This is a genomic window from Hyphomicrobiaceae bacterium, assembly GCA_041397645.1.
Classification (GTDB): Bacteria; Pseudomonadota; Alphaproteobacteria; order Rhizobiales; family Hyphomicrobiaceae; genus Hyphomicrobium_B.
In genome coordinates this window covers 1522710-1545260 of record JAWKWE010000004.1, presented here as the reverse complement: position 1 = coordinate 1545260, position 22551 = coordinate 1522710, and the positions used below count along the sequence as shown (strand labels likewise).

24 protein-coding genes and 1 pseudogene are annotated in these 22551 nt (G+C 56.3%); 11 read left to right on the top strand and 14 right to left on the bottom strand.

All coding sequences use genetic code 11. The features are described from left to right. Positions 1–98: 98 nt before the first annotated feature. From R3D51_07060 to R3D51_07015, 10 genes and pseudogenes are all read right to left on the bottom strand, one after another. Positions 99–2276: a PAS domain S-box protein gene (locus tag R3D51_07060; protein ID MEZ5899239.1), complete on the bottom strand. Its 2178-nt coding sequence runs from the start codon at positions 2274–2276 to the stop codon at positions 99–101. Between the two features lie 62 nt (positions 2277–2338). Then, entirely contained in the window at positions 2339–3151 is an 813-nt protein-coding gene (locus R3D51_07055; protein ID MEZ5899238.1) for a response regulator, read from the bottom strand. Between the two features lie 107 nt (positions 3152–3258). Then, the gene (locus R3D51_07050; protein ID MEZ5899237.1) at positions 3259–3813 is read right to left on the bottom strand and encodes a sigma-70 family RNA polymerase sigma factor; all 555 of its coding nucleotides are present in this window, start codon (positions 3811–3813) and stop codon (positions 3259–3261) included. 3 nt (positions 3814–3816) lie between these two features. Then, positions 3817–4176 carry a NepR family anti-sigma factor gene (locus R3D51_07045; GenBank protein MEZ5899236.1) on the bottom strand — a complete coding sequence of 120 codons (360 nt, stop codon included), beginning with the start codon at positions 4174–4176 and terminating at the stop codon, positions 3817–3819. A gap of 1 nt (position 4177) precedes the next feature. Then, a complete protein-coding gene (locus R3D51_07040) occupies positions 4178–4699 on the bottom strand; it encodes a hypothetical protein (protein ID MEZ5899235.1) in 522 nt (173 codons plus the stop codon). A 64-nt stretch (positions 4700–4763) separates the two neighbouring features. Beyond that, complete coding sequence (locus tag R3D51_07035; protein MEZ5899234.1) at positions 4764–5081, bottom strand: hypothetical protein; 318 nt, start codon at positions 5079–5081, stop codon at positions 4764–4766. A 123-nt stretch (positions 5082–5204) separates the two neighbouring features. After that, a complete protein-coding gene (locus tag R3D51_07030; protein ID MEZ5899233.1) occupies positions 5205–6707 on the bottom strand; it encodes a hypothetical protein in 1503 nt (500 codons plus the stop codon). A 97-nt stretch (positions 6708–6804) separates the two neighbouring features. Further along, the gene (locus tag R3D51_07025) at positions 6805–6978 is read right to left on the bottom strand and encodes a DUF1328 domain-containing protein (GenBank protein MEZ5899232.1); all 174 of its coding nucleotides are present in this window, start codon (positions 6976–6978) and stop codon (positions 6805–6807) included. Positions 6979–7177: 199 nt separating this feature from the next. Beyond that, a complete protein-coding gene (locus R3D51_07020; GenBank protein ID MEZ5899231.1) occupies positions 7178–7339 on the bottom strand; it encodes a CsbD family protein in 162 nt (53 codons plus the stop codon). Positions 7340–7411: 72 nt separating this feature from the next. Beyond that, positions 7412–7573: pseudogene (locus tag R3D51_07015) on the bottom strand (CsbD family protein). Between the two features lie 311 nt (positions 7574–7884). Between R3D51_07015 and R3D51_07010 the strand changes: the two are divergent. Then, positions 7885–9747 (top strand): AI-2E family transporter, encoded by a 1863-nt coding sequence (locus R3D51_07010; GenBank protein ID MEZ5899230.1) that lies wholly within the window; start codon positions 7885–7887, stop codon positions 9745–9747. 174 nt (positions 9748–9921) lie between these two features. After that, entirely contained in the window at positions 9922–10131 is a 210-nt protein-coding gene (locus R3D51_07005; GenBank protein ID MEZ5899229.1) for a hypothetical protein, read from the top strand. A 19-nt stretch (positions 10132–10150) separates the two neighbouring features. Here R3D51_07005 and R3D51_07000 read toward each other — a convergent pair whose 3' ends face one another. Then, positions 10151–11893 (bottom strand): CHASE domain-containing protein, encoded by a 1743-nt coding sequence (locus R3D51_07000; GenBank protein ID MEZ5899228.1) that lies wholly within the window; start codon positions 11891–11893, stop codon positions 10151–10153. A 365-nt stretch (positions 11894–12258) separates the two neighbouring features. Here R3D51_07000 and R3D51_06995 point away from each other — a divergent pair, with 365 nt between their 5' ends. Together R3D51_06995 and R3D51_06990 are read left to right on the top strand one after the other, a co-directional pair. Then, positions 12259–12861: a matrixin family metalloprotease gene (locus tag R3D51_06995; GenBank protein ID MEZ5899227.1), complete on the top strand. Its 603-nt coding sequence runs from the start codon at positions 12259–12261 to the stop codon at positions 12859–12861. Between the two features lie 189 nt (positions 12862–13050). Next, positions 13051–13536, top strand: a complete 486-nt coding sequence (locus R3D51_06990) for a PRC-barrel domain-containing protein (protein ID MEZ5899226.1) — start codon at positions 13051–13053, stop codon at positions 13534–13536. A 437-nt stretch (positions 13537–13973) separates the two neighbouring features. Here R3D51_06990 and R3D51_06985 read toward each other — a convergent pair whose 3' ends face one another. Both R3D51_06985 and R3D51_06980 read right to left on the bottom strand, forming a co-directional pair. Continuing rightward, positions 13974–14417 (bottom strand): response regulator, encoded by a 444-nt coding sequence (locus tag R3D51_06985; GenBank protein ID MEZ5899225.1) that lies wholly within the window; start codon positions 14415–14417, stop codon positions 13974–13976. Between the two features lie 2 nt (positions 14418–14419). Further along, positions 14420–15130: a histidine kinase dimerization/phosphoacceptor domain -containing protein gene (locus R3D51_06980; GenBank protein MEZ5899224.1), complete on the bottom strand. Its 711-nt coding sequence runs from the start codon at positions 15128–15130 to the stop codon at positions 14420–14422. 814 nt (positions 15131–15944) lie between these two features. Between R3D51_06980 and R3D51_06975 the strand changes: the two genes are divergently transcribed. The 3 genes from R3D51_06975 to R3D51_06965 all read left to right on the top strand — a co-directional run bounded on the left by R3D51_06975 (position 15945) and on the right by R3D51_06965 (position 17132). Then, positions 15945–16304: a hypothetical protein gene (locus R3D51_06975; protein MEZ5899223.1), complete on the top strand. Its 360-nt coding sequence runs from the start codon at positions 15945–15947 to the stop codon at positions 16302–16304. Positions 16305–16542: 238 nt separating this feature from the next. Continuing rightward, a complete protein-coding gene (locus R3D51_06970) occupies positions 16543–16788 on the top strand; it encodes a hypothetical protein (protein ID MEZ5899222.1) in 246 nt (81 codons plus the stop codon). Beyond that, positions 16785–17132, top strand: coding sequence for a hypothetical protein (locus R3D51_06965; protein MEZ5899221.1), 348 nt, complete (start codon positions 16785–16787; stop codon positions 17130–17132). The genes R3D51_06970 and R3D51_06965 overlap by 4 nt, the downstream gene beginning before the upstream one ends. A gap of 48 nt (positions 17133–17180) precedes the next feature. Here the strand turns inward: R3D51_06965 and R3D51_06960 are convergent, their stop codons facing one another. After that, positions 17181–17441 carry a hypothetical protein gene (locus tag R3D51_06960; GenBank protein MEZ5899220.1) on the bottom strand — a complete coding sequence of 87 codons (261 nt, stop codon included), beginning with the start codon at positions 17439–17441 and terminating at the stop codon, positions 17181–17183. 303 nt (positions 17442–17744) lie between these two features. On the opposite strand from R3D51_06960, the gene R3D51_06955 reads away from it, so the two are divergent. From R3D51_06955 to R3D51_06940, 4 genes are all read left to right on the top strand, one after another. Beyond that, on the top strand, positions 17745–18500 hold the full coding sequence (locus R3D51_06955; protein MEZ5899219.1) for a hypothetical protein: 756 nt from the start codon (positions 17745–17747) through the stop codon (positions 18498–18500). A gap of 206 nt (positions 18501–18706) precedes the next feature. Beyond that, positions 18707–19486 carry an outer membrane beta-barrel protein gene (locus R3D51_06950; protein ID MEZ5899218.1) on the top strand — a complete coding sequence of 260 codons (780 nt, stop codon included), beginning with the start codon at positions 18707–18709 and terminating at the stop codon, positions 19484–19486. Positions 19487–19836: 350 nt separating this feature from the next. Continuing rightward, the gene (msrA, locus tag R3D51_06945; protein ID MEZ5899217.1) at positions 19837–20361 is read left to right on the top strand and encodes a peptide-methionine (S)-S-oxide reductase MsrA; all 525 of its coding nucleotides are present in this window, start codon (positions 19837–19839) and stop codon (positions 20359–20361) included. 393 nt (positions 20362–20754) lie between these two features. Then, the gene (locus R3D51_06940; GenBank protein MEZ5899216.1) at positions 20755–22437 is read left to right on the top strand and encodes an arylsulfatase; all 1683 of its coding nucleotides are present in this window, start codon (positions 20755–20757) and stop codon (positions 22435–22437) included. The last annotated feature ends 114 nt before the right edge of the window (positions 22438–22551 follow it).

The following is a 22551-nucleotide window of genomic DNA, read 5'->3' as shown; positions in this document are numbered from 1 at the left end:
GGCTTAGGTTTGCCCGCAACATTGACCACCATCAATGCTAGACTTCAGTCTTAGGTGCTTTGGAAGTCGTTTTCGCCCCTTGATCAGGGGTCGAAACTTCACGCCAATAGTTCGGAGAGGGTGTCGAGCAGCAGCGATATCCTCGCCCCCCGCCGAAACGTTCGGCCTTGCGCGCTCTCCTCGACGCCAGCCCCATCGCGGGTCAGCAAGATGAAGGGGACGCCGTCCGCCTCAAGGCGCTGGATTACCTTCGATGTAGACGACCCCAAAAATGCTACATCGACGATCGCGGCATCTGCACCACCTCTGGCGATGGCCTCAAGCACGCTCTCAACCGTCGTTGCCGGCCCTACAGGTTTAAATCCGGCATCAATGAGCGTCTGCTGCAGCTCAAGAACGACCAAAGGGTCATCCACAATCAGCAAAATGCGCTGAGAATCTCCAACTGACGATGGCGTCTCTGGGCGCGCATGAACCTCCAGAGGCGCTTCCTTGCGAATTGGATTGAACATAACCGGTTCACTGATGGCGTCATCATCGAGATTTGCTTCGATGAGGCACTCTACGCCCGACTGATTGAACCTGAGATCGGTCTTCATGTGCGGCAGTCCGCCAGACCTTTCAATCAGCAGTGTTCCAAATCCGCGCCGCGTCGGCGAGCTTACTTTCGGCCCGCCCATTTCGCGCCAAACGAAATTAAGCACTTCGCCTTTCGGACCCGTCCGTTTCCAACTGATTTCCACACGCCCGGAAGGACAGGACAATGCGCCATACTTGAGAGCGTTGCTTGCCAACTCATGTAGCACGAGCGTGAACTGCAACGCACTTTGCGGCGACAAGAATACATTCTCGCCTTCGATAGTTATGTTCTCCGTTGAACCAAGCGTGACGGCAAGTTCAGAAACCAGGAGATTGCGCAAGTCCGCGCCGTACCAATGGGCGTCGGTCAGGACGTTATGAGCATTGGATAGCGAATGCAGCCGGCCCCGGAAGCTGCCAACAAACTGCTCGATACTTGTGCTTGTGCGCGCAGTCTGTCCGGCGATGGATTGCACAATCGCCAAGGTGTTCTTGACACGGTGATTGAGCTCGGCAACCAGCATGTTCCTGATCTCGTCACCTTTGCGGCGCTCGCTGATGTCGCGGTTTGACTCAAGTACTATATGGCGGCCACCGACGCCGAGAAGTTCGTGGCGGCTATCGACCAGAACCTTGGTCCCGTCCTTTGCGTAATGCAGGATTTCGCCCGACCACACCCCTTCGCTTTTGAGAATTTCGAGCATCTCGGGCAAGGGGACGCAGTGTTCGGATCTCAGGAGTTCATGACTGACCCTGCCGATCGCTTCGCGCTGAGAATAGCCATAAAGTTCCTGGCAGCCGCGATTCCAACTTATGATCGCGCCGGTCAGGTCCCAGGAAAAAATGGCCTCGTGCGAAAGCTCAATCAGTCGTGCCTTCTGGCGCAGACGCTGCGTTGCAAGACGTTGTTCGGTGATGTCAGTATTGGTTCCGCACCAAAGCTCGATATTGTCGGCAGCGTCCCTGATCGGCATCGCGCGAGATAGGAACCAACGGTAGCTTCCATTTGCAGCGCGAAGCGGGAAGGTGTCCTCCCAAACCTGACCGCTTTCGAGGTTGGATTCCCACTTGCGCATCACACGGTCGATATGATCGGGATGATGGACGTTCTTCCAGCCCCACCCCTCCATGTCAGGCAACGTCATGCCCGTATAGTCGAACCAGCGTTTGTTGTACCAAAAGATGTACCCTTGCGCGTCGGCCATCCATGCCAGTTGCGCAATGTTATCGGCGAGCGCGCGAAAGCGCTTTTCGCTGACGCTGAGCGAATGCTGCATAGTTGTGAGTTGGGTCGCATCGCGCAGGTTGCACATAACCCAGGCAAGCGTTCCATCGTCGTTTCTGATGGGGGATAGAGTGACTTCAATCCATCGCGGAACGCCCTTGCCAGACGGTCGATAGGCCGTCTCCACGACGCGCATCCCCTTGCTCGCCCGTTCTATGGCTGATTCTATGATTTCAGCACTGTCCGACGGCCAAAGACTCGACATGTCCCGACCTTCGAGGTTCGCATCCTGAACCGAGCCGAACAGCTCCAGCGCAGTTGAATTGATAGCGCGAATACGCCCGTCCGGGTAAAGCAGGGCCGCGCTCCAAGGACTGGAGGCGAGAAGCTGCAGCGCAAGGGAGGAAGCATTTGCACCATCACTCGTCTGCGCGCTCCCAAAAGGCGATGGAACTTTCCTATCTTGGCTCATTCTCCTTCCATTCGGCACCGGTTTCTTCCCGCACGATACGCTTGCACTCGTGCGCTGTTGTCTTAGTTCACGCTCGAAGGAGTTCCTGCACACATATCGAAGAAAAGCGCCTGGCTGATGATAGCCTTGACCATCTCGGGTTTGAACGGCTTTGTCACCAGGAAGGTGGGTTCCGCACGCTCGCCGGTCAGCAGGCGCTCAGGATAGGCCGTGATAAAAATGACCGGGACGTTGAGCGTCTTGATGATGTCGTTCACAGCATCAATGCCTGAGCTTCCATCAGCAAGCTGAACGTCGGCAAGAATAAGACCCGGCTTACTCTTCGAGGCCATCTTAGTTGCCTCATCCCGCGTCGTTGCGATGCCGACCACTTCATGACCGATATCTCCGACGAGGTTCTCGATATCCATCGCGATGAGGGGTTCGTCTTCGATGATGAGGACGCGGGCAGAGATCTGCTCGGAGATTTCGCGACCGGCCTTGTCGACCAGCTTACGCACTTCATCCTCACTGCGATCCAGGACAATCGCCATGTCTTTCGTCGAGAACTCCTCTACCGCGGCCAGGAGGAACGCTTGGCGCGGCAGCGGCGTTAATGTCTCGATACGTCGTTGAGCCGCCTCTTCCAAAGCAGATCCCGCCATTGCGTCGGCAGTTTGGTTCATCGGCATTGCGTTCCATACGTTGAGGAACGTCTGATAGACCGCGGCTTTTGCAGGAATGTCACGGCGAAAGGTGCGCGGATCAGCAACAAACGTTTCGAGCGTCGCCACGACGTAAGCATCGCCTTGCTCCTGCGAACCCGTCAAGGCACGCGCGAACCTGCGCAAAAATGGCAGCTGCGGCGCCACCAGATCGGCAATCGTTTCTGTCATTTGCATTTTCCCCGATCCTTTTCCTTGCTCGTATTCCACCAAACATTTCAGGCCAACATAAGGACTCACGCGGCCGAGTGCATCGTTCCAAAGTGAGGTTTGTGATGTCACACCAACGAAGACGCCGACCTCACTGGGCGAGGCTTATCATCACCCTCACCTTGTTCAGTATTGGCGTGTTCGTCCAAATCCATCATCTCGACGAGTTTATTGCGAGCCCTGTTGACCCTGCTCTTTATTGTTCCAACCGCGCAGCCACACATCAGCGCGGCCTCCTCGTATGAGAAGCCTTCCGCTCCGATCAGCACCAATGCTTCGCGCTGATCGTCGGGTAATTTCTCGAATGCTTCGGAAAAGTCGAGAAAATCCATGTGTGCCGACTGCTCACCTTGCGTCGAAAGCTTGGCCGAGAATGCACCATCTGGATCCTCGACCTCGAACTTGCGCTTACGCCTGTCGGACAGAAACGTATTGCGAAGGATTGTGAATAGCCAGGCTTTCAAGTTCGACCCTTCAGCAAACGTGCTACGATTCTTCCACGCCTTGATGAGGGTCTCCTGCACCAAATCGTCCGCGTAGTCGGCGTTGCCTGAAAGCGACTTGGCGAATGCCCGAAGATTGGGAACGAGAGAAGCCAAATCGTCTTGGAATTGACTACTCATCGACTATCCCTTGCGCTCGGATTTCGCCAGCTGATCAAGAAGGTTTGCGAATTTTTCTGGTAGAGGCTCAGAAACCTGCTTGCCGTAGAGAGCTCGCAGTTGCTTGGCGATTTCGTTTCCAAGTTCCGCGGGAGCATCTAACTGGTTTGAACGTGTGATCTGTTGTGCGCTAGACATCGACCTGCGATCTTTGCTCTCATCTTTTTCCGACATTAGGAACTGCCCCTTCGTAACTTCCACAGCGGCCCCACCGACAGCAAGCGCAATTGCCGCTAGCCTTCGGGAACGCGCAACTAGAAACGTGGTTCCACACAAACGGAAAAAATTTGGAGCCCAGCTCAAGTTGCTGATAAAAATAACCATTTTATGCCGCTTCTGCCACTCCGGATGCCTCCATTTTGGCCTTTTCCTCATTGGCTTCCGAACTTGTGACACGGGTCAAGATGAAGCCAACAATCAAGATCAAGATTACCAACGGCAGATTGCGAATAACGGTCCGCATAAGCCCTGGTACTGCGATCGGCGCAGCGGTTGTTAGAACGCTCGTCATCAATTCGCGTTCTGCATCGGTGAATGCACTCGCTGTCGCATCGGCGGAAGCCTGATCACTCGACGAATTTTCTTGGTTAGCGGCATCAACCTCGCCGTCACTAACGCTGCTAGATGATCCCATGGAGCTGACGTACAGCATCGCAACCAACCCCATCGCCGCGAACGCACCCGCCATGATGAGGTGGCCGTTTTGCGTTCCGTACCTAGTGTTGAGGTAGGTCGAGAGCGCCGCAGTGGCAAAACCAGCGGCGACAAGCAGGGGAAGCGCAACCATGACACGCGCCAGCGCTTGATCGACCATGTTCTCGATCGCAGTCTCTGCGCGACGTATCACGGACTGAAAAATCATCGGCTAACCCTTTTCAAATTCTTGTCGCCACCTGGCTCGTCGACGAGGCTTAACTCTTCCACAATGCGCCGATCACGAATCCGGCTGCCGCAGCCATTGCCAGCGTCGTCAAGGGTTGATCCTTGAGCGATTTGTCTACTGCGGTTTTAAGGTTTCCGGCAACTTCGCTGATGTGTTCGCCTGCTTCGCGCCCTTGGCCAGCAAACTCGCGGGCTGCTGCCTCCGCGCCCTCGACAGCGCTGTCGAAATGCTTGCTTGCCTTGTCTGCCAGATCGGCTGCTTTACCCGCAAGATCGTTCGCAGCTTCGCGCGCGCCCTGCTGGGCATCGCGACGCAAGTCCGAAGTGTTAGAGGCCGAATAAGCCATGACAAGCTCCTATAAAAATCTGTTAGACAGGCCTGCCCCTGCAGGCTCTCACCAGCAAGAACGTGGAGGAGTTGCCCTGAGTTCCACTGAGACCCTGCAATTTCCGGTCCCGCAGCTGACAGGTTAGCGTTTTGAACGTCGCGTAACGGCTCGCGTCAGTGATCCTGCCGCACGCCATGCCTGACGGGCGGCATTTCCCCAGCCCCCAGTACGCTTGGCATCAGAGATCCTACGTATCGTGTGGACCCGTCTCGCCTGCGCGAGGCGATCGGCTATCGCGTCAACAAGCGGAGCCATGTCATCCGGCGCCGCCACATCGATTTGTCCAAGCATCACGCCACTGACGAACGGACTACCCAATGTGCTCGTCAATGATCGAGAAGCCGCTTCAAGCTCGGCCTTACTGCGTTGATCCGGCCCAGCCTGGACAAAGGTAGGTAAGAGCAAGGGTGGAATTTCGTCAGCCGACAGCGCCTCCTGAGCGGTTCTCAACGCCTTCATCACAGCTAGGTCCGCTTCCTTGGTCTCGTCGGCAGCCAGCCACACGACAATGTCGGCGCCATCCAACTCTTTGACCGCGGGAATGGTATCGGCCGCCTCAGAGCGCAAAGCTTCCGGCTGATCGACGACGGTGATCGCCATGTCCGGCGCTGTCGTGCGCGAGATCGCCTTCTTGTCGAGCGCATCCGAAAGTAACGACGCAACGCCCAACCTGTCGCTCCGGCTCCCGCCGCCAATGACCAGGCGCAATACGACGCGTTGCTTGCTGAGGTGATCCAAAGCCCCGAGATCGAGTTCGGGTTCTTCGGTAACTTTCAAACGCTCCGCGACCTTCAATCGGCCGCCATAAAGATCAATGGCGGCGCGGCCGACTTCTTCGACAAATGCTTCAGCGATGCGCCTGGACACATGCTCCTTGCCGTAATCATAGAGAGCCCGAGACAGTCGCTCCCGCGCTTCATTGGTCACCGCGGTCGCCGGATTGACGATACGAAGAATGCGCCAGATATCGTAGGCTCGTTCGGCGACGTCCATTGCGCCACGCCAGCGATAAGCCGCAAGAACCTGCGCAACCGTCAATCGGTCACCAAACGGAACCGAAGCCACAACGAACTTGCCGAGCCGTCGCGAAACCCGCTCAACAATGGCCAGAGCTTCAGGCAGCGTGAAGCGCCAGAGCGCATCCGGCTTCTCGCCGTGCAATCTCTTTGCAACGCTATCCAACGTCTGCTGCCCCAATTCGACGAAATAATCAGTGCTGGTCATCTTGTCGACATCGACGCGCGCGGCGATCGCAAGAACATCTTTCCAGGCCTCGGCTTCAGACCTTGTCCAATGGACGTCGCCCTTGGACTGCTGGTCGCCCGGCGGTATGGGATCTGCGCGCGTGTGAGGCGGAAGCGCATAGCGCAGCGCCAGGCTGATACCGGCTGCCATAATCAACGCTGCCAGCGCCCACCACAAAAGCAGTCTGTGCTCCCAGAGATAAAGACCTCCCAGCGGAACCAACGTCAAAGTTGGCAGCAAAACCGCAGCCCCCGCCATCACACTTTGCGTGGGCGAAGAGAAGCGGAACGCCGGACTCTTTTTCGTTTCAGGTGCAGATTTCTGTTCTGGAGCACTCATTTAGGACCACCCTCCGGCGGCAGTAAGCATATCACCATACACGAAAGGCCGGCAGCTCTACGGCAACCGGCCCATCGCAAATAATGACAATGCGTCGTCAGGTTCGTCTCATCATGCCGCCGATGAGCGAAACGACGAACAGCACGATGGCAACCCAGAACAGGATGCGCGCGCCTTCCATAGCCGTACCAGCGACACCACCAAATCCCAAGAACGCCGCGCCTAGCGCAACGACCAGAAAAACAATCGCATAATGAAGAAGATTACCCATGATAAATGCTCCTAAATGATCCTGTCAGGTAACGCCCGGCGCTTCGGAGGGTTCCGCTTCAAATGCACGAAGAACAATAATCGTGGTTACCACTGCCGCGGATGATGAAAGCTCACACCGCGAATCAAAAAGGAAAACCCCCCGTTCTTGGGAGAACGGAGGGCATTTTGATACTAGAATTTGACGTGTGCCGACGCTTTTAGATTTTGCTTTTGGCCGTCCCAACAGCTCTCTGAACGTCGCCAGCAACCTCTTGGGCCTTGCCTTCCGCTTCTAGGCCTGCGTCGCCAATTCCTCGGCCGATAGCTTGCTTGGTCTTGCCGATTGCCTCGTTAGCAACGCCTGTAACCTTATCTTTCAAACCGGAGCGACGAACTGTGTCGCTTGCTTCGTGCACCGCATCTTCGGCAGCATCGTACGTGTCCGCCGCAATATCTTTGGCTTCGCCGACGACTTTCTGGGCTTCACCCTTCATCGCTTGAGCGCGGCCCTCAAACTCCATCTTTTCAGATCCGACTATCCTGCCAACGCCAGCCTTCACGTTGCCCAACGCTTCGTTGGCATAACCTTTGATTTTGTCGGTGGTGCTCGACATGGATTACCTCCTGATAAGAACGATTCAGTTGCTCGAAAAATGCTCGACGAAGCCCTCATGAACCCCCACCAAATGGGGTGAGATCTTGAAACGTCGGGTGCCGCGGCGGGCCCGCGTCACGAACTCGGTGGTTAGCCGTATAATGGCCAACCCCCTCAGATGGTTCCACATTCCTCGACCATCCGAGCCTATTTCTTAGAAGCCGATTTACACTTGCAACCTTTTGCGAGGCTAAGCGTTCATTTGCTATTTGGACGCCAAAGCGTCACGCCGGGAAGGCGCGACCGACTGCGGCAAGGGGATTTGAACCTATGCCGATGCTGGCGGATTCCGTTAAGAACTTGTCGTCATTTCTCATCGTCGCCGCAATAATACTCGCCGCACTTCATTTCGGAGAGGACATTCTCGTCCCGATTGCCCTGGCGGTGATCCTTGCCTTTCTGCTGGCTCCGATCGTGCGCTTCATGCGCCGCGCGCGCGTCCCTCATGGTGCAGCAGTGGCCCTGACACTCGTGGCCGCTGCCGCAATCGTAGGGAGCGGAATCTACACATTCTCAAATCAGATGCTGGCGCTGACCGACAACATCGGCGTCTATCGCTACAATCTGATGAACAAGGTGAAGTGGGTTACCAACAGATCTGGCGGCGACAGCGCACTCGCACGCGCTGCTGAGGCGGTGGACAAACTCCAAAAGGACGTTCTTGAAGAGATTGGTCGTGCAAACGATGAAAAGTCCGAAGAAGCGGCATCGCCATCGCCGATAAATTCACCCGCACCTCCCGCGCCCGCTGCCGCGCCGAAAACCTCTGCTGAAAGAGCTGACACGCTGAAGTCTCTAAAAGACATGGCCTCGACGGTAGCAGAACCCTTAGGAAAGACGGCTCTCACGATTCTGTTCGCGTTCTTTCTCCTGCTTCAGCACAGCGATTTGCGAGACCGTATCATTCGCATCGCCGGAACCGACAACATGTCGAGCGCCACCGCTGCCATGGCGGAAGCCGGCACCCGGCTTTCGACGCTCTTTCTCACGCAAGCCGCTCTTAACGCGGGCTTCGGCGTGCTCGTCGGCTCAGTGCTATGGCTGATCGGAGTACCCAATGCAGCTTTGTGGGGCGTGTTCGCCGCGATCATGCGGTTCGTGCCATTTATCGGATCGCTGCTTGCTGCTCTACCACCTCTGCTCCTCGCGGCAGGCGTTGAACCAGAGTGGACGATGTTTCTTGCTACACTCGCCCTGTTCTTGATTGGCGAGCCGTTCATGGGGCACATCGTGGAGCCACTGGTTCTCGGTAAGACGTCCGGCCTTTCACCTTTCGCAATCGTCTTGGCACTCAGCGTATGGACCCTGCTGTGGGGACCGATAGGCTTGATCCTCGCGGTGCCGATCACGCTTTCGATTGTGGTTCTCGGTCGCTACGTCCCCGGACTGGAATTTCTCAACGTGCTCTTGGGAGACGAGCCTGCACTGACGCCACAACAACGGCTGTACAATAGGCTCCTTTCTAAGGACTCCTCCGAGGCCATCCGCCAAATCGAGGAAGCCAACGCGGAAACGTCGATGGCAAAGACGAGCGATGAGATTGTGCTTCCTGCGCTGCGGCTCGCCAGCCTCGACTACGATCTCGACCGCCTGGACGATAAGCAGATCGCCTCGATGCAGGACGCCGTCGACATGATGACAGCGGCAATTGCCGAGATAGATACCGCTGATAGCAAGCGCACAGCTCCTGATGAGAATCCAATCGTCGTTGTTCCAGCTCGCGGGCCGGTAGACCGACTAGCGGCCGAATACTTGTCCGCATTGCTCGACACGATGACGCCTTATGAAATCACCACACCCGGTGCATCCGGTCTGACGGCGTTGTCGGACGTGCGAGCCGAGGCCACCACCGAGCACAACAATCCGCAGATTGTCATCGCAACAACAGGTCAAAGCACAAGCGCACAACTCAAACTCATCGTAAAGCGCGCAGCCGACCTCTTTCCGTCAAGCCCGCTGTTTGTGGTCGGCGCGGATCGTGGGACTGAAATCACCGAGAAGAACATGCCGGGTCATTGGATGCGCATTGAACAGTTCATCGAGCTGCTAAACTCCAAGCGAACCGCCCCTCTCGGGCGCATTCCAGAGGTCCCAACCATATCGGAGAGGGGTGACCTCGCTACCGCGACTTGATTGGCAACCACACGACACTTCTACCGTGCCTGCAACTTTCCATCGTTCCTTACGTTTACAGACAGCTCAATGAAACGTAGTTCGATGGAGACGTAACATGAAAAACGTTGTTCTTTGGCTTCTTGGCGTTCCGATTACCTTGCTGATCGTTCTGAACCTCACGGGAATTCTGTAATGGAACGGCTAGCAACCCTCGCGGCATTCGAAACAAGCCTCGTCAGCGACTTTGTTGCCGGTCGGCTTGATCGCCCGACCTCTTTGGAAATGGCGATCGCGGCACGGGGCAACGATGAGCTGAGCGAGGCCATCGCTCGCGCCTCTCATGTTCGCAAGCGCGTGCATACACGACTTGCGCAACCATACCGCAGGACGAGTTTGGACTAATGGGACCCAGCCGAACAAATCAGCTCGCCATCTCCAAATTCGTCTTTTCGTTTTCCGAGACGATTTGAGCAGGTTTTAGCGGGATTTGGATCGTGTACCGGATGCCCTCGCGCGCAAAGTCCACGTCGATGTGCCCGCGCAAGCCACGCTCAATTGCAAACTGCATGACCGCTGAGCCAAAGCCCTTTTTCGCAGCCCCAACGACGGGCGGGCCCCCCTCCTCAACCCAGCGAAGGACAATCATCTCGGCCTGGTGGGAAATGCCTTCGTCATCATCGTTCGCGCTTGAATGTTCCAGTTGCCAAGTGACCCGAACCTTGCCATCGGGAACGGACCACGCGCCATATTTCATGGCATTGGTCGCGAGCTCGTTCAGCGCCAGACTGAACAAGACAATGTCATTTCGTGCAATCGGAGCGCGTGACCCTTCGACAATCAATTCGTGGCTTCCAGCACTTGCATACGGTTGAAGTACCTCGCGCACCAAAACCCCAAGATCGGGCTCGACATTACTATTGGGTCGCAGAAGATCCTGCACACGCGCCAACGATGCAAGACGCTCGCGAAAGGCGGTGGAAAAGTCCTTTAGGCTGGAGGAATAGCGCACCGTTTGCGAGGCGATAGCCGAGACGACAGCCAGCGTATTTTTTACCCGGTGGATCAGTTCATTGTTAGCCATCTCTGCCGCTTCCTGCGCGCGCTTGCGCTCGGTCACTTCCTTGGCAAGCGCTTCCTGCGTGGCCTGCATCTTCTCGCGCGACAGCGCCAACGATCCTGTGATGCCCGCTACGAGGACGGCAATGATCGAGCCTGCGACGAGTACAAGCCAAGGCTTAGAGCGGTCAATCGATGGACTCATCGGCCGGTCGGCCGAAACGTCCATCGTCCATGCCTCACCTGCCACCTCCAGCGGGTAACGCAGCTTGAAGGCATGAGAGCGTGCCTGGTCCTTCGAGGTGCTGGAGAATAGAACCGCCTTTGGGTCGGCCACCGAACCATCGTAGACCGTGATATCAAATGCACTCAGTTGCGCCGGAGTTTGTCCCTTCAATACCGAACGCAACAGGTCCTTCATGCGAAAGGCTGCATACATAAAGCCTGTCAGGCGCGAGCGGCGGCCTTGAATGTCATTCGGCTCTTGATCGCCCGTATAGATCGGCAGGTATAACAAAGTTCCGGCTTGAACATCGTTGTCGGTTTCTTGCAGCAAAGTGACTTTGCCGGATAATGCCGGCCGCCCGCTATCGCGTGCCCGCTCCATCGCTTCCCGGCGCACCGGTTCGGAGAACATGTCAAAGCCCAACGCACGACGATTGCGCCAATCATCCGGCTCAAGGAACATGATCGCGGTGTAGTAAGCACGATCTCCCAGAGGATGTACCTTGAACGTCGTGTTACCCAGACGATGTTGTTCGTTCTCCAATGCCTCAATCTGATCTTTATGAACGACCGCGCTATAGCCGAGGCCTTGAAAGCCAGGATACGCGGCGCCAACGTCGAGCGTTTCAACAAAGGTTTTCCATGGGGCGGCGGTAAGCTGTCCTTGAGCCTTGAACATCCCCACGCCCGCCCGCAGAACCATCCCATAGGCGTTCATGGCATCGGCGACGGCGTCTCGCACTTCACCTGCCTCAGACTCAAATTGGGATTTCTCGACGAGACCCACATCTCTCTTGACCAGCAGCGCGGTTAGAGACGCGGCTGCCATGGCAAGAAGCAGCACGACCAGAGCCGGCAGAACGCTCTTGAATCGCGTGTTCATCAACGGTTGGACACTGAGACTCAATCTACGTAGCGCCTTTCATTGGAATGGACGCAATAGGCGAACATTATCAAGAGAATAGAAAGCTTAGAAGCGGAAATCCCTGCCGCCCGATTGAACCTTTTTTCACTCACCACCCGCCAATTGGTTAACTTGCCAACGGCGCTCTGATTTGCTGAACTTGCTTCTCTAGGTGGGGACACGCAGGAGGAAGGGAAGTGCTGGGGGGGACTTTGCGACTTTTCGCTGCTTTTATGCTGTGCGCGACGATATCTGCTGGCCACGCCAACGCGAGTGATCTTTTTCAACCACTCGTTATGAACGGTCATCCCGTCCGATGGTTCCCGAACCGAGCTGGCCAAGTGGTGTTAAGCTACGCAATCGCGCGCTCGGAGATGGAGTTCGATGATGCGATAAATTGCAATCGCATCCGCCAGCCTGGCAATATGCTCGAAAAATCCGGGATTGACACCGAGCGCTTTCGCGGTGCTCTGAAATCGGCATTTTCGTCGTGGGAACGTGCCGCGAATATGAGATTTGTGGAGATCGACGATCCATCCAAAGCCGCGATTGTCATTGGCGAACAGGTTGTCCCTCAGGGATATGCGTTCTCCAACGTTACGCCCGGAACGCGCGTTCTAGACGGCTATAGTGAGATCAAGCGCGCGCAAGTCTGCTTGAACCCCATGCGTAAGTGGAAAATCGGGTTTGATGGCGATCGAGCCGTATATGACCTTCAGTACACTCTGACGCATGAGATTGGTCACGCCATCGGTCTCGATCACCCGGTTGCACGCGGGCAACTGATGTCGTTTCGATATGACGAGTCTCTGCATGGGCTGTCATCGGGCGATATTGCGGGAGCCGAATTTGTGTACGGCGCACGTCGCGAAGCACACGGCACGCAACAACATGCGAACGACAATCATGATCGCGCGCCCACAAATGCACACGCGATGGCCAACTAATTTGGCCATCCATCGCAAAATCGCATTTCGTTAGAATATACAATTTCCCCCGTAAAATCGGCACTTTCCGCCCCTTTTCTGCGACAAGCGACCGCGCCATGCGGAACAATTTCTCCGACGGGTCGTTTTTTCCCCGACTGCCGAGACGGCATGTCCCTCCCGGAAAAAACGTCACAAGGAGTTTTGAGCATGAAGTTCTTTCCCATTCTCGCGCTGAGCGCGGCACTCATGACGTCGACTGCGTTTGCACAGCAGTCCGACAGCACCGTTCCTGCTGATCCGCCAGCAAACGCCGAGGCTGCTCCAGTAACACCGAGCCCATCCGCCACGTCCCCGTCGGCGACCGATCCTTCGACCATGACAACGGGTGAAAGTGCGGCTGCTCCTGCAACGACCGCGGACGCTAAAGGTCCGATGATGACCGATGACGAAGCGAAGGCTTGGGTCGACAAGGTCGTTTATTCGAGCGACGGCAAGAACCTCGGTGAGGTCGTTGAAATCTTGCGCGACAACTCCGGCCACGTAACGGAACTTCATGCCGATATCGGCGGATTCCTGGGCCTTGGTGAAACCCGCGTTCGCATCGAACCGAAAGACTTAAAGCTGCAGAACGATCGTGTGATCCTGACAATCCCGTCGGATCAGGCCAACGCTTTGCCCAAGATCGAGAAGTAATCGATCCGACTATCGACGCACCAAAAATAGAATTTCGACGTTCCTTACTTTGGGCTCCAGCGCCATGCTGGAGCCCTTTTTGCAGACTGTTCGACGCCCTGAGAGGGGAACCGACAGGGAGCGCAGACGTTTTTGTCCAAAGCTGGGAAGACCGCAACATCAGGGACGAAACGCCATGACGACGATGCACACGAATACGATCGGCGCCAAAGCCGCATCGGCTTTGGTCTCGAGAAAATCTTCGCTTAAGTCGCAGCAGGTTCGCTCAAAGCTTGCGGCAAGCTGGCTCGATATGTCGTGGCGCCGTCAACTACTTGCAGACCTATGCGTCCGCCAAGAGCATCTCCCACAACGCATTCGGTCTCGGACGCGGACGTGACATCGGCATATTCCACAGTTCGCTTGTCCACGATTAGAAAAGCTCTCGTCATTTAAAGCTATGAGAAATTACCCCACTCCTGGGCGATCGCCATAGAGAGGCGCAAGCTGGCCGGTCGAGGTAATTTTGGCGGCGGGGCGAGCAGACCTTCAGCTAGATAAGCAGCGGCGTCGAGCACCTCGCGGGGCGCAAAAGGCTTCGCAATAACGCCAATAACCTCGTCAAAGTTTTGCGGCAGTCTGCTTGCGTTTGCGGAGAGATAGACGGCGCGAGGCCCGCCGGAGCGCAGGAATTCTCTCGCTATATCTGGGCCGGTCAATCCGTCAGACAAGTTCATATCCAAGAAGACCAGATGCGGGGTTTGAGAGCGTGCCAGCATGATTGCTTCATCGCGATTGGTCGCAATTCCGCAAACAGTGTGGCCTGCGTCCTGAAGAATCTGCTCGAGATCGAGCGCGATTAGGAACTCATCTTCCACCAGAAGGATCTTGAGGAAGCCCATAATCAAGAGCCCGGAAACGTTATTTCATATGCTCCGTCGGCGCGAACGACATTCAGACTGCCACCAAGGCCTTCCACCAACCTGCGTGCCCGCGAGAGGTCAGCACTTTGCCGCGCGCCCTTCGCGGCTACGGTCAACACACTCAGCCGATCGCGCTTGTCGAGCCGAACCCGGATCGTGTCCGTGACCTTGGCAACGGATGCTTCAGCGAGCACACTCAAGAGTTCGTCAATCGCCAGCGCAGCAGCCGATGCCGAGCGCGAGGGTGCGAGCAGCGTGTTTACGCCGAGGACCAGCTCAAAGTCGATTTCGCAATAGCGCGTCGCCTTTTCGCACACAAGATCGCGAACCAGCAGAGAAAGATCAAAGAGGCTGGGCATTCCGGGCTGGTGTAGGTACCGGTGTACGATACCCAGCGCCACAATTTGCCGCTGGATTACCCCGAGCGCCTGCTTCTCCTGCGTATTGCCGATCTTACCAGCTTGCTCAGAGATCAGCGCATTGACGATCTGAAGGTTGTTTCGGACACGATGATGAAGCTCGTCCATGAGTAGGTCTTTTTCATCCGACGCACTAGGTATCTCATAGACGGTCCCGACGAACTCCTCGTCGTTAAGCCGATCGTCCTTCATCTCTAGGCTCGCCTGCGGAAACTCTGCGCTCGCGCGCATTTCGAAATCGCTTTGCTCTATCGCCCTCAAATCACGCTGCATCGCACTCTCTCCCGTCCTGATAAAACGGTGTCTTTCGATAACGCTGGCTGTCGGCAGATCTCAAACGGAAACAACCGATCAGAGAAATTGATCCGAATGGATTAAACCCGCCGAACCCGCCACCGGGTACAACCACCTCACATATGTTTCGTTCCCACCGCGGAACGCTTCCCCCATGCGTGTGAATACGTAAGGATTTTTCGGGTATCCTGGACCCCTGCACATCAGCGCGCAGACAAGATAGTGCATGGCGCTGACGCGCCGCATTCGGTGATGGTGAGGAGAGCGCCACAAGCCGTCGTGAAAACGCCACCCCGAGGCAACCCGAAACTTTCTCGGAGTTTTGTTCGACTGAGCGGAACCGCTTTTGGCGCGTGGCGTTTATTGGCTGATGCAATGGCCGGTGAACGTATTCACCCTCCAGCATCTAAGCCTCTTCCCCCCTTGAGGCGACCCCCAGCGGCTCGCAGGTTCCCCCGTCTGCGAGCCGCTCAATTTTTTCTGCAGTAAGCAACTAGCGAGCTTTACGACGCCGCAGATGTGTCGATGTCAAAAACAATACGTTTGGCTAATCAACCGGCACAGCAACAGTGCGGCATGTCGTCCGATTTGAGCGTTAATGCCTACGCATGTTCTCGTTTTGTCGAACGCACTTTGAATCCAACATATTTCTGAAATTGCATTGATTTTCCGCAAACGCCGCGCGGATTCGCAGACGTGGGCGCATTTACCGCAGTCAAATTTGTCCTCTTGTTTTCGCCGCATTGAGCGGGCCGTTGCGCACTGCAATCGAAGACACTTGAGGAGTTATCGGATGCGTAAGCAGATTTTGGCGAGCTTCCTTATCGCGCTCGCGGTTATGAGCGTGGGCACGACCTCGGCTGAGGCAAAGCGCTATTCGGGTGCGGGCGGACGCCCTGCCAAGTGGTGCGGTTGGTGGATGCGCACACAGCTTGGCGGAGGACCCGAATACAATCTCGCCGCCAATTGGCGCCGTTGGGGTCGCTCTGCAAGCGGTCCGCGCGTTGGCGCGGTTGTCGTATGGCCGCATCATGTGGGCATCATTACCGGCCGCGCTTCGAACGGTCGCTGGATCGTAAAGTCGGGCAACGATGGTGGCCGCGTTCGCGAGCGCGCACGCTCGGTTTCTGGCGCCGTGTTCCGCGTCGGCTGAGGCTATCGCCACGAGTAGATCGGTCGAAATCGATCGATTTGAACATATGCATCGAAAAGCAGCCGCCGATTGACCTGACGGTCGGTCGGCGGCTTTTTTTGCTTTTTTCCCCTCGCAAAGGAGAAGGAAGTCACTTAGGCGCGAACGTTGTGCTGGGCATATGCGTTCCGCTTACAGGTTGAAAGCGTCATTGCGACGACACCGGTGTTGACAGATAGCGAGGCGTCAGGAGACGACAATGCAGACCATTCTTGCAGTTTTCGCGCGCAGAGATCGTGCCGATAGCGCCATCGGTCGACTGGAAGTGGCAGGGATCGCGGCAGAAAGCATTACGATGACGCAAGATCCAATGGCCGGCCCGCGTCACGATCCAACAGACATATTAGTGACCGTTACAGTCGATGAAGACCACGTTGACAAGGCCGTCGCCATTCTATCGGTCGATGGCCGACTAGAAATAGTCCCATCAAAGGAAGCCAAATGAGAACAGCGAACTTCTTGCTCATAAGCCTTTTCGCCGCTGCGAGTTTGGCCGGATCACTATCGGCTCAGCAGCCAACTGGCGATGCCGTGCAGACCGCACCTAATGCTCAAAGGGAAGATGCGGTGGACTCGATGGCAGGCACCGATCTCTCTGAAGATAGCTGCACGGGCATCTGGCTTGAGATCAATCCACAGAATGCGCCGTCTTTAAAGGAGAAGGACGTAAAAGGCGTCGTAACCGACTTTGCCAAAGCCAATGCAGACGGCGACGACAGCATTGACCAGACGGAATTCATGTCAGCATGCAAAAATAAGCTGGTCGTCGCACCCAACAAAAAGAAATAGCCTCTCCCCGCGGTGCAGGAGAGAGGCTTTGGGACGGTGCCGGATAACTCAGTAGCGGTTCGAGCCGTAGTAGCGCTGCCACCACCAGGGACGGCGGTGATGATGGTGATGGCCATAGCCATACCGATTGTGTTCGAACCGCTCTCCGCGGTACTCGCCACGATCATAGCCTTTGGCATACCCATTCGAGTATCCCTTCGAGTACGACGACGACGAATTCGAATGGCGTGAGCCATTATCGTAGGCGGCAGCGGGCACAGCCGATGCAGCCAGAGCCAGGGCAGTTGCGGCGAGAATTGACTTGTACATTGCGGCATGTCTCCGTTGAACGCCTCAGGAGCCATTCGGGCTCCGATGACTGACAACCTAGCGCCGGCAATATGAACCGGCCTGGAAGGTGGTATTCAGCCGTCGTTCATTCCCGCGAGCCCGTCTTAGGAAGACCCGCTGCCCGGGCCCGGCAGCGGGTTTCACGTCCTCGGCACCGATAATCCCCGCCATTCACAGGCCCGACAGCCCAAGATCATGGCAAAACCCTGAGTGCTCTGATTAAGTCATATCGAATGCATGACGGAGGAGCGCGCCGGAATACCGATCCGGCTCGAATGAAGGATGATCTTGCGGGAGTTCACCGAGCCTGCCGCGGAGCTGCTCGAAAAATATGCCGGTCTCAAGCTTGATCCCTTGTGGAGCGACGCTGCGATCGCCGCTAGCCTCGCGCTGTTCGCTATCTTTGCGCTCAAGGGGCTTTACCTGTGGGTGCGGCGTACATTCTTCAACGACATCCGCGCGCTGCCTGAGGATCAGCTGGCGATGGTCAACATCATCGCGCAGGACGTGGGTGGCATAAAACACGATCTCCAGCGCGTGCAAGAAAGCCTCAACGCGAGTCTGACCACTCAACTCGACAAGGCCGTGGACGAAATCAAGATCAACTTCAACGACAACGAACCCGGCCAACAACCCGCGCAGCCGCGAAAGGGGCGGACCGCGGAGACGCCAAGCGGCACCAAGCTGCGCAAGCTCCTCGCTTTGCGCGTTCGCGATGCCGTGATGGAGAAGTTCGTCGAGGGTGGTTGGTTTCGAGAAGATCCCAAGTCGCGGCACACCTACTTCTTCCGCAAGACATCCTACACGCGGGCGCAATTCGAGATCACCCTGGAAACACCGTACCGCGACCCCAAACAGCGGGAAGCATACGCGCTGCATATCCGCGTCGATGGCCGGAAAAAGCTGAACCTCGAGTGGCGCGCGGGCGCAGAGCCGAATTTGCGTTACCTCAACACCGGCGACTGGGTGGAGGCCGTTACAGCATGGAAGTTTGCCGGTCCCCGCCGCCGGCCAGCAGTCGCCGCGGCCGCAGAGTAAGTAGAGCAATTTGCCTCTAAAGTTGGTCCACTCACGGCCACCAGCGTATCAAAAGCATCGTGCTCTCGCTGAGTAGATGAGGCAAGGGAGCCACAGAACATTCGCATCCGTGCATTGATCCACACCCCAACAAATCTGGTCTAATTGACTCCAGCATGAATTGAGCGCGAATCATTTGCCGTATCTTGTTTGAGGGAGTTTTCAGTATGCGGCGCCTATTTTCAATCGCAGCAACAGCGGTCATCTCCACATTTCTCGCCGGGAATAGCCAAGCAGCAGATTTCGGCGGACTGAAAGACGACGTACCGTACGCTGCACCATATATCTGGAGTGGTTTCTACATTGGTGGCGACCTGGGTGGAGCCATAACCCGAAACGCAAACGTATCGGATGCTTGCTCGCCCTACCCGTTCTGCAATCAAAGACCCGCATTCAGTGATGTCGACAGCAGCGGCGTGATCGGCGGCGTCCACATTGGCTATAACTGGGCTGCCTCACCCGGTTTCGTGATCGGAATTGAAGGCGACTTCAAATGGACGAACCTCGGCGAATCGTCGGTCGCAACAAACATAAACGCCGCTGGCGCCGTGCTTGGCCCCGTAGGCCACACGTGGTCGGCTGATGTCAACTGGCTGGCCAGCGTGCGCGGTCGACTTGGCTTTAATCTCACGCCGATGGCACTTATCTATTTTACCGGCGGCGTCGCATGGAAGGATGCTGACTACACAGCACGCGAAGTCTTCACCAACTCCAGTGCAAGCACATCATTCTCCAATACGGATACCGGCTACGTTCTAGGCGCGGGCCTGGAGTGGGCACTGGATAGCCATTGGTTGCTGCGCACTGAATATCTCTTCTACAATTTCGATGGCGTCTCGGCATCTACCCCACACACGACAGTCTTTGCACCTCCGGTTACGGCAAATGCCAGCTGGGACAACTCCGACATTCATAGCTTCAACGTCGGCCTGAGCTACAAGTTCTGATAACACGTCCCCCCTCGTCACCACCGCGCCGCACTAAAAAAGCGGCGCGGTGTTTTTGCGAGTCGCGACTTTCCAAAAGATCCTTTGCTGAAAAGCGCTTTGCGGTACGGCGGTCGCCCTGATGGCTGGGCAGCCCGCAATTTTCGGGCATTAAGGGCAATTGCCGCCGCCCTCCGCTTCAAGTGCAGCCTGTTGGATTGGCTCGGGTAACAAACGGCCCCACAAAGACGTATCTAGCGCGATACGGGCCAAGCGCTTCTGGCGGCTTTCGTCATTGCGGACGCACCATTTTTGCGGAGAATATGACCGACCGCTGGGACGCCCGAAAAAGGAGACACTTCATGAGCACGATGAAAACCGATCGCGCCGTCCTGGCGGGCGGCTGCTTCTGGGGTATGCAGGATCTCATCCGCAAACTCCCCGGCGTGATCAGCACGCGCGTGGGCTACACAGGCGGCGACGTACCCAACGCTACGTATCGCAATCACGGTACGCACGCCGAGGGTATCGAGATCATTTTCGACCCCGATGTGATCACCTACCGGACTTTGCTGGAATTCTTCTTCCAGATCCACGATCCGACGACTCTCAATCGGCAGGGAAACGATCGGGGTACAAGCTACCGTTCGGGCATCTATTATACCGACGCAGAGCAGCAAAGGATTGCTGACGAGACGATTGCGGATGTCAACGCCTCCGGTCTGTGGCCTGGGCGGGTGGCGACAGAAGTCGCGCCGGCTGGTCCTTTCTGGGAAGCGGAGCCTGAGCACCAGGATTACCTGGAGCGTATTCCTCACGGCTACACCTGCCACTACGTGCGGCCTAACTGGACGCTGACGAAGGCGAAAGCCAAGGCTCAATCCAGCGCGGGCTAAATCGTCCACTCGCACTTGAGAAGCCTCACGATCCGCGCCGCCTCGTTGCTAATGACGGGGCGGCGCAAACGTCCACGCCGGTGCATGTTCCAAGTGAATAGAGTTACTCGCGGAAAGTCCTTAGAACGCGCACCGTTTCACCAAAATGGATTCGTTCAGAATTTCCGTAAGCTGTATTAAACGATTATCTCCCGATCGCATTGAAAAGAGAAAAAATTTTATTCTCGCCTTGCGTTGGCGTCGTGGCATGCATAACCTTCATTCATAACGCAACTTATCGCGTTATGATATTGCAGATCATTTGTCTTTAGATTGTCGTCGAAAACAACGCCCCTTGCTCTGCAATCTCCGGCGAACATGTAGAAAACGCTAAACATAATTGGAGGTAAGCGTATGCGTAGAGCAGCCTACTTGTTGGCTAGCTCGATTACACTCGCTGCGGCGACTGTGATAGGAGCTTCCTCGGCCTTGGCCCAGGATAAAAAGCCGAACATTCTATTCATCGTTTCAGACGATACCGGCTATGGCGATCTCGGCCCCTACGGCGGAGGCGAGGGACGTGGCATGCCGACGCCCAACATCGACAGGCTTGCCAATGAAGGGATGACCTTCTTTTCCTTCTACGCTCAGCCCAGTTGCACGCCCGGCCGCGCGGCAATGCAAACGGGTCGTATCCCCAATCGTAGCGGCATGACGACGGTCGCTTTCCAGGGGCAGGGCGGCGGATTACCGGCAGCAGAATGGACGCTGGCGTCGGTTCTCAAGCTCGGCGGATATCAGACTTACTTCACAGGCAAATGGCACCTTGGCGAAGACGATTACGCACTGCCAAATGCCCAAGGCTACGACGTGATGAAATACGCCGGCCTCTACCATCTGAACGCCTATACCTACGCCGACCCGACTTGGTTCCCCGACATGGATCCGGAGCTTCGCGCCATGTTCCAGAAGGTGACGAAGGGGTCGCTTTCCGGCAAGGCTGGCGAGAAGGCGAAGGAAGACTTCAAGATCAATGGTCAATACGTCGATAAGCCCGGCGAAAACGTAACACTCCACGGAGTGAACTATCCAGACGGTGTGGTCGGCATCCCCTTCTTCGACGGCTACGTGGAAAAGGCGGCGATCGAATTTCTCGAAACGGCAGCCAAGGACCCCTCCAAGCCATTCTTCATCAACGTGAACTTCATGAAAGTTCACCAGCCGAACATGCCTGCACCGGAGTACGAGCATAAGTCGCTGTCGAAATCGAAGTACGCCGACTCCGTCGTCGAACTCGACGCCCGCATCGGCCACATCATGGATAAGCTGCGAGAGTTGAAGCTCGACGACAACACGCTGGTTTTTTACACCACCGACAACGGTGCTTGGCAGGATGTCTATCCCGACGCTGGTTACACCCCACTGCGCGGTACCAAAGGCACCGTCCGCGAGGGCGGCAACCGCGTTCCTGCCATTGCGTGGATGCCTGGCAAGATCAAAGCCAACTCCAAAAACCATGACATCGTCGGCGGTCTGGACCTTATGGCAACTTTCGCAAAGTTGGGCGGCGTTACGCTTCCCGACAAAGACCGCGAAGGACAGCCGATCATCTTCGATAGCTACGACATGTCGCCTGTTCTTTTCGGCACTGGAAAATCCGAACGCAAGTCGTGGTTCTACTTCACCGAGAACGAGTTGACGCCCGGAGCAGCCCGCACCGGCAACTATAAGGCCGTCTTCAATTTGCGCGGCGATAACGGTGCCACAACCGGTGGTCTCGCCGTCGATTCCAACCTTGGCTGGAAGGGACCAGATAAATACGTCGCCACGGTACCGCAGGTCTTCGACTTGTGGGCGGACCCGCAGGAACGCTACGACATCTTCATGAACAATTTCACGGAGCGCACCTGGATCATGGTTACGGTCAGCGAAGCCGTGAAAGATCTCATGAAGACCTACGTCAAGTACCCGCCGCGCAAGCTGCAAAGCGAGAGCTATTCGGGACCCATTACGCTCTCACAGTATCAACGGTTCAAATACATTCGTGATTCTCTTGCGCAGGAAGGAATTAGCATTCCTCTGCCTACGGGCAACTGATGTTGAGCCCATAGACGAGCAAAAAGACGATACGGCCCCGCTCAGAAGGCGGGGCCGTATTTGCAGCTGCGGCGCCAATGCGTTAGGCAACACGGTCAGCAGCAAACCCACTTG

What these genes read in the sequence shown, in the direction of transcription:
- R3D51_07060 (MEZ5899239.1), bottom strand. Translation starts at nt 2,276, where the DNA reads ATGAGCCAAGATAGGAAAGTTCCATCGCCTTTTGGGAGCGCGCAGACG.
- R3D51_07055 (MEZ5899238.1), bottom strand. Translation starts at nt 3,151, where the DNA reads ATGACAGAAACGATTGCCGATCTGGTGGCGCCGCAGCTGCCATTTTTG.
- R3D51_07050 (MEZ5899237.1), bottom strand. Translation starts at nt 3,813, where the DNA reads ATGAGTAGTCAATTCCAAGACGATTTGGCTTCTCTCGTTCCCAATCTT.
- R3D51_07045 (MEZ5899236.1), bottom strand. Translation starts at nt 4,176, where the DNA reads ATGGTTATTTTTATCAGCAACTTGAGCTGGGCTCCAAATTTTTTCCGT.
- R3D51_07035 (MEZ5899234.1), bottom strand. Translation starts at nt 5,081, where the DNA reads ATGGCTTATTCGGCCTCTAACACTTCGGACTTGCGTCGCGATGCCCAG.
- R3D51_07030 (MEZ5899233.1), bottom strand. Translation starts at nt 6,707, where the DNA reads ATGAGTGCTCCAGAACAGAAATCTGCACCTGAAACGAAAAAGAGTCCG.
- R3D51_07025 (MEZ5899232.1), bottom strand. Translation starts at nt 6,978, where the DNA reads ATGGGTAATCTTCTTCATTATGCGATTGTTTTTCTGGTCGTTGCGCTA.
- R3D51_07010 (MEZ5899230.1), top strand. Translation starts at nt 7,885, where the DNA reads ATGCCGATGCTGGCGGATTCCGTTAAGAACTTGTCGTCATTTCTCATC.
- R3D51_07005 (MEZ5899229.1), top strand. Translation starts at nt 9,922, where the DNA reads ATGGAACGGCTAGCAACCCTCGCGGCATTCGAAACAAGCCTCGTCAGC.
- R3D51_07000 (MEZ5899228.1), bottom strand. Translation starts at nt 11,893, where the DNA reads ATGAACACGCGATTCAAGAGCGTTCTGCCGGCTCTGGTCGTGCTGCTT.
- R3D51_06990 (MEZ5899226.1), top strand. Translation starts at nt 13,051, where the DNA reads ATGAAGTTCTTTCCCATTCTCGCGCTGAGCGCGGCACTCATGACGTCG.
- R3D51_06985 (MEZ5899225.1), bottom strand. Translation starts at nt 14,417, where the DNA reads ATGGGCTTCCTCAAGATCCTTCTGGTGGAAGATGAGTTCCTAATCGCG.
- R3D51_06980 (MEZ5899224.1), bottom strand. Translation starts at nt 15,130, where the DNA reads ATGCAGCGTGATTTGAGGGCGATAGAGCAAAGCGATTTCGAAATGCGC.
- R3D51_06975 (MEZ5899223.1), top strand. Translation starts at nt 15,945, where the DNA reads ATGCGTAAGCAGATTTTGGCGAGCTTCCTTATCGCGCTCGCGGTTATG.
- R3D51_06970 (MEZ5899222.1), top strand. Translation starts at nt 16,543, where the DNA reads ATGCAGACCATTCTTGCAGTTTTCGCGCGCAGAGATCGTGCCGATAGC.
- R3D51_06965 (MEZ5899221.1), top strand. Translation starts at nt 16,785, where the DNA reads ATGAGAACAGCGAACTTCTTGCTCATAAGCCTTTTCGCCGCTGCGAGT.
- R3D51_06960 (MEZ5899220.1), bottom strand. Translation starts at nt 17,441, where the DNA reads ATGTACAAGTCAATTCTCGCCGCAACTGCCCTGGCTCTGGCTGCATCG.
- R3D51_06955 (MEZ5899219.1), top strand. Translation starts at nt 17,745, where the DNA reads ATGATCTTGCGGGAGTTCACCGAGCCTGCCGCGGAGCTGCTCGAAAAA.
- R3D51_06950 (MEZ5899218.1), top strand. Translation starts at nt 18,707, where the DNA reads ATGCGGCGCCTATTTTCAATCGCAGCAACAGCGGTCATCTCCACATTT.
- msrA (MEZ5899217.1), top strand. Translation starts at nt 19,837, where the DNA reads ATGAAAACCGATCGCGCCGTCCTGGCGGGCGGCTGCTTCTGGGGTATG.
- R3D51_06940 (MEZ5899216.1), top strand. Translation starts at nt 20,755, where the DNA reads ATGCGTAGAGCAGCCTACTTGTTGGCTAGCTCGATTACACTCGCTGCG.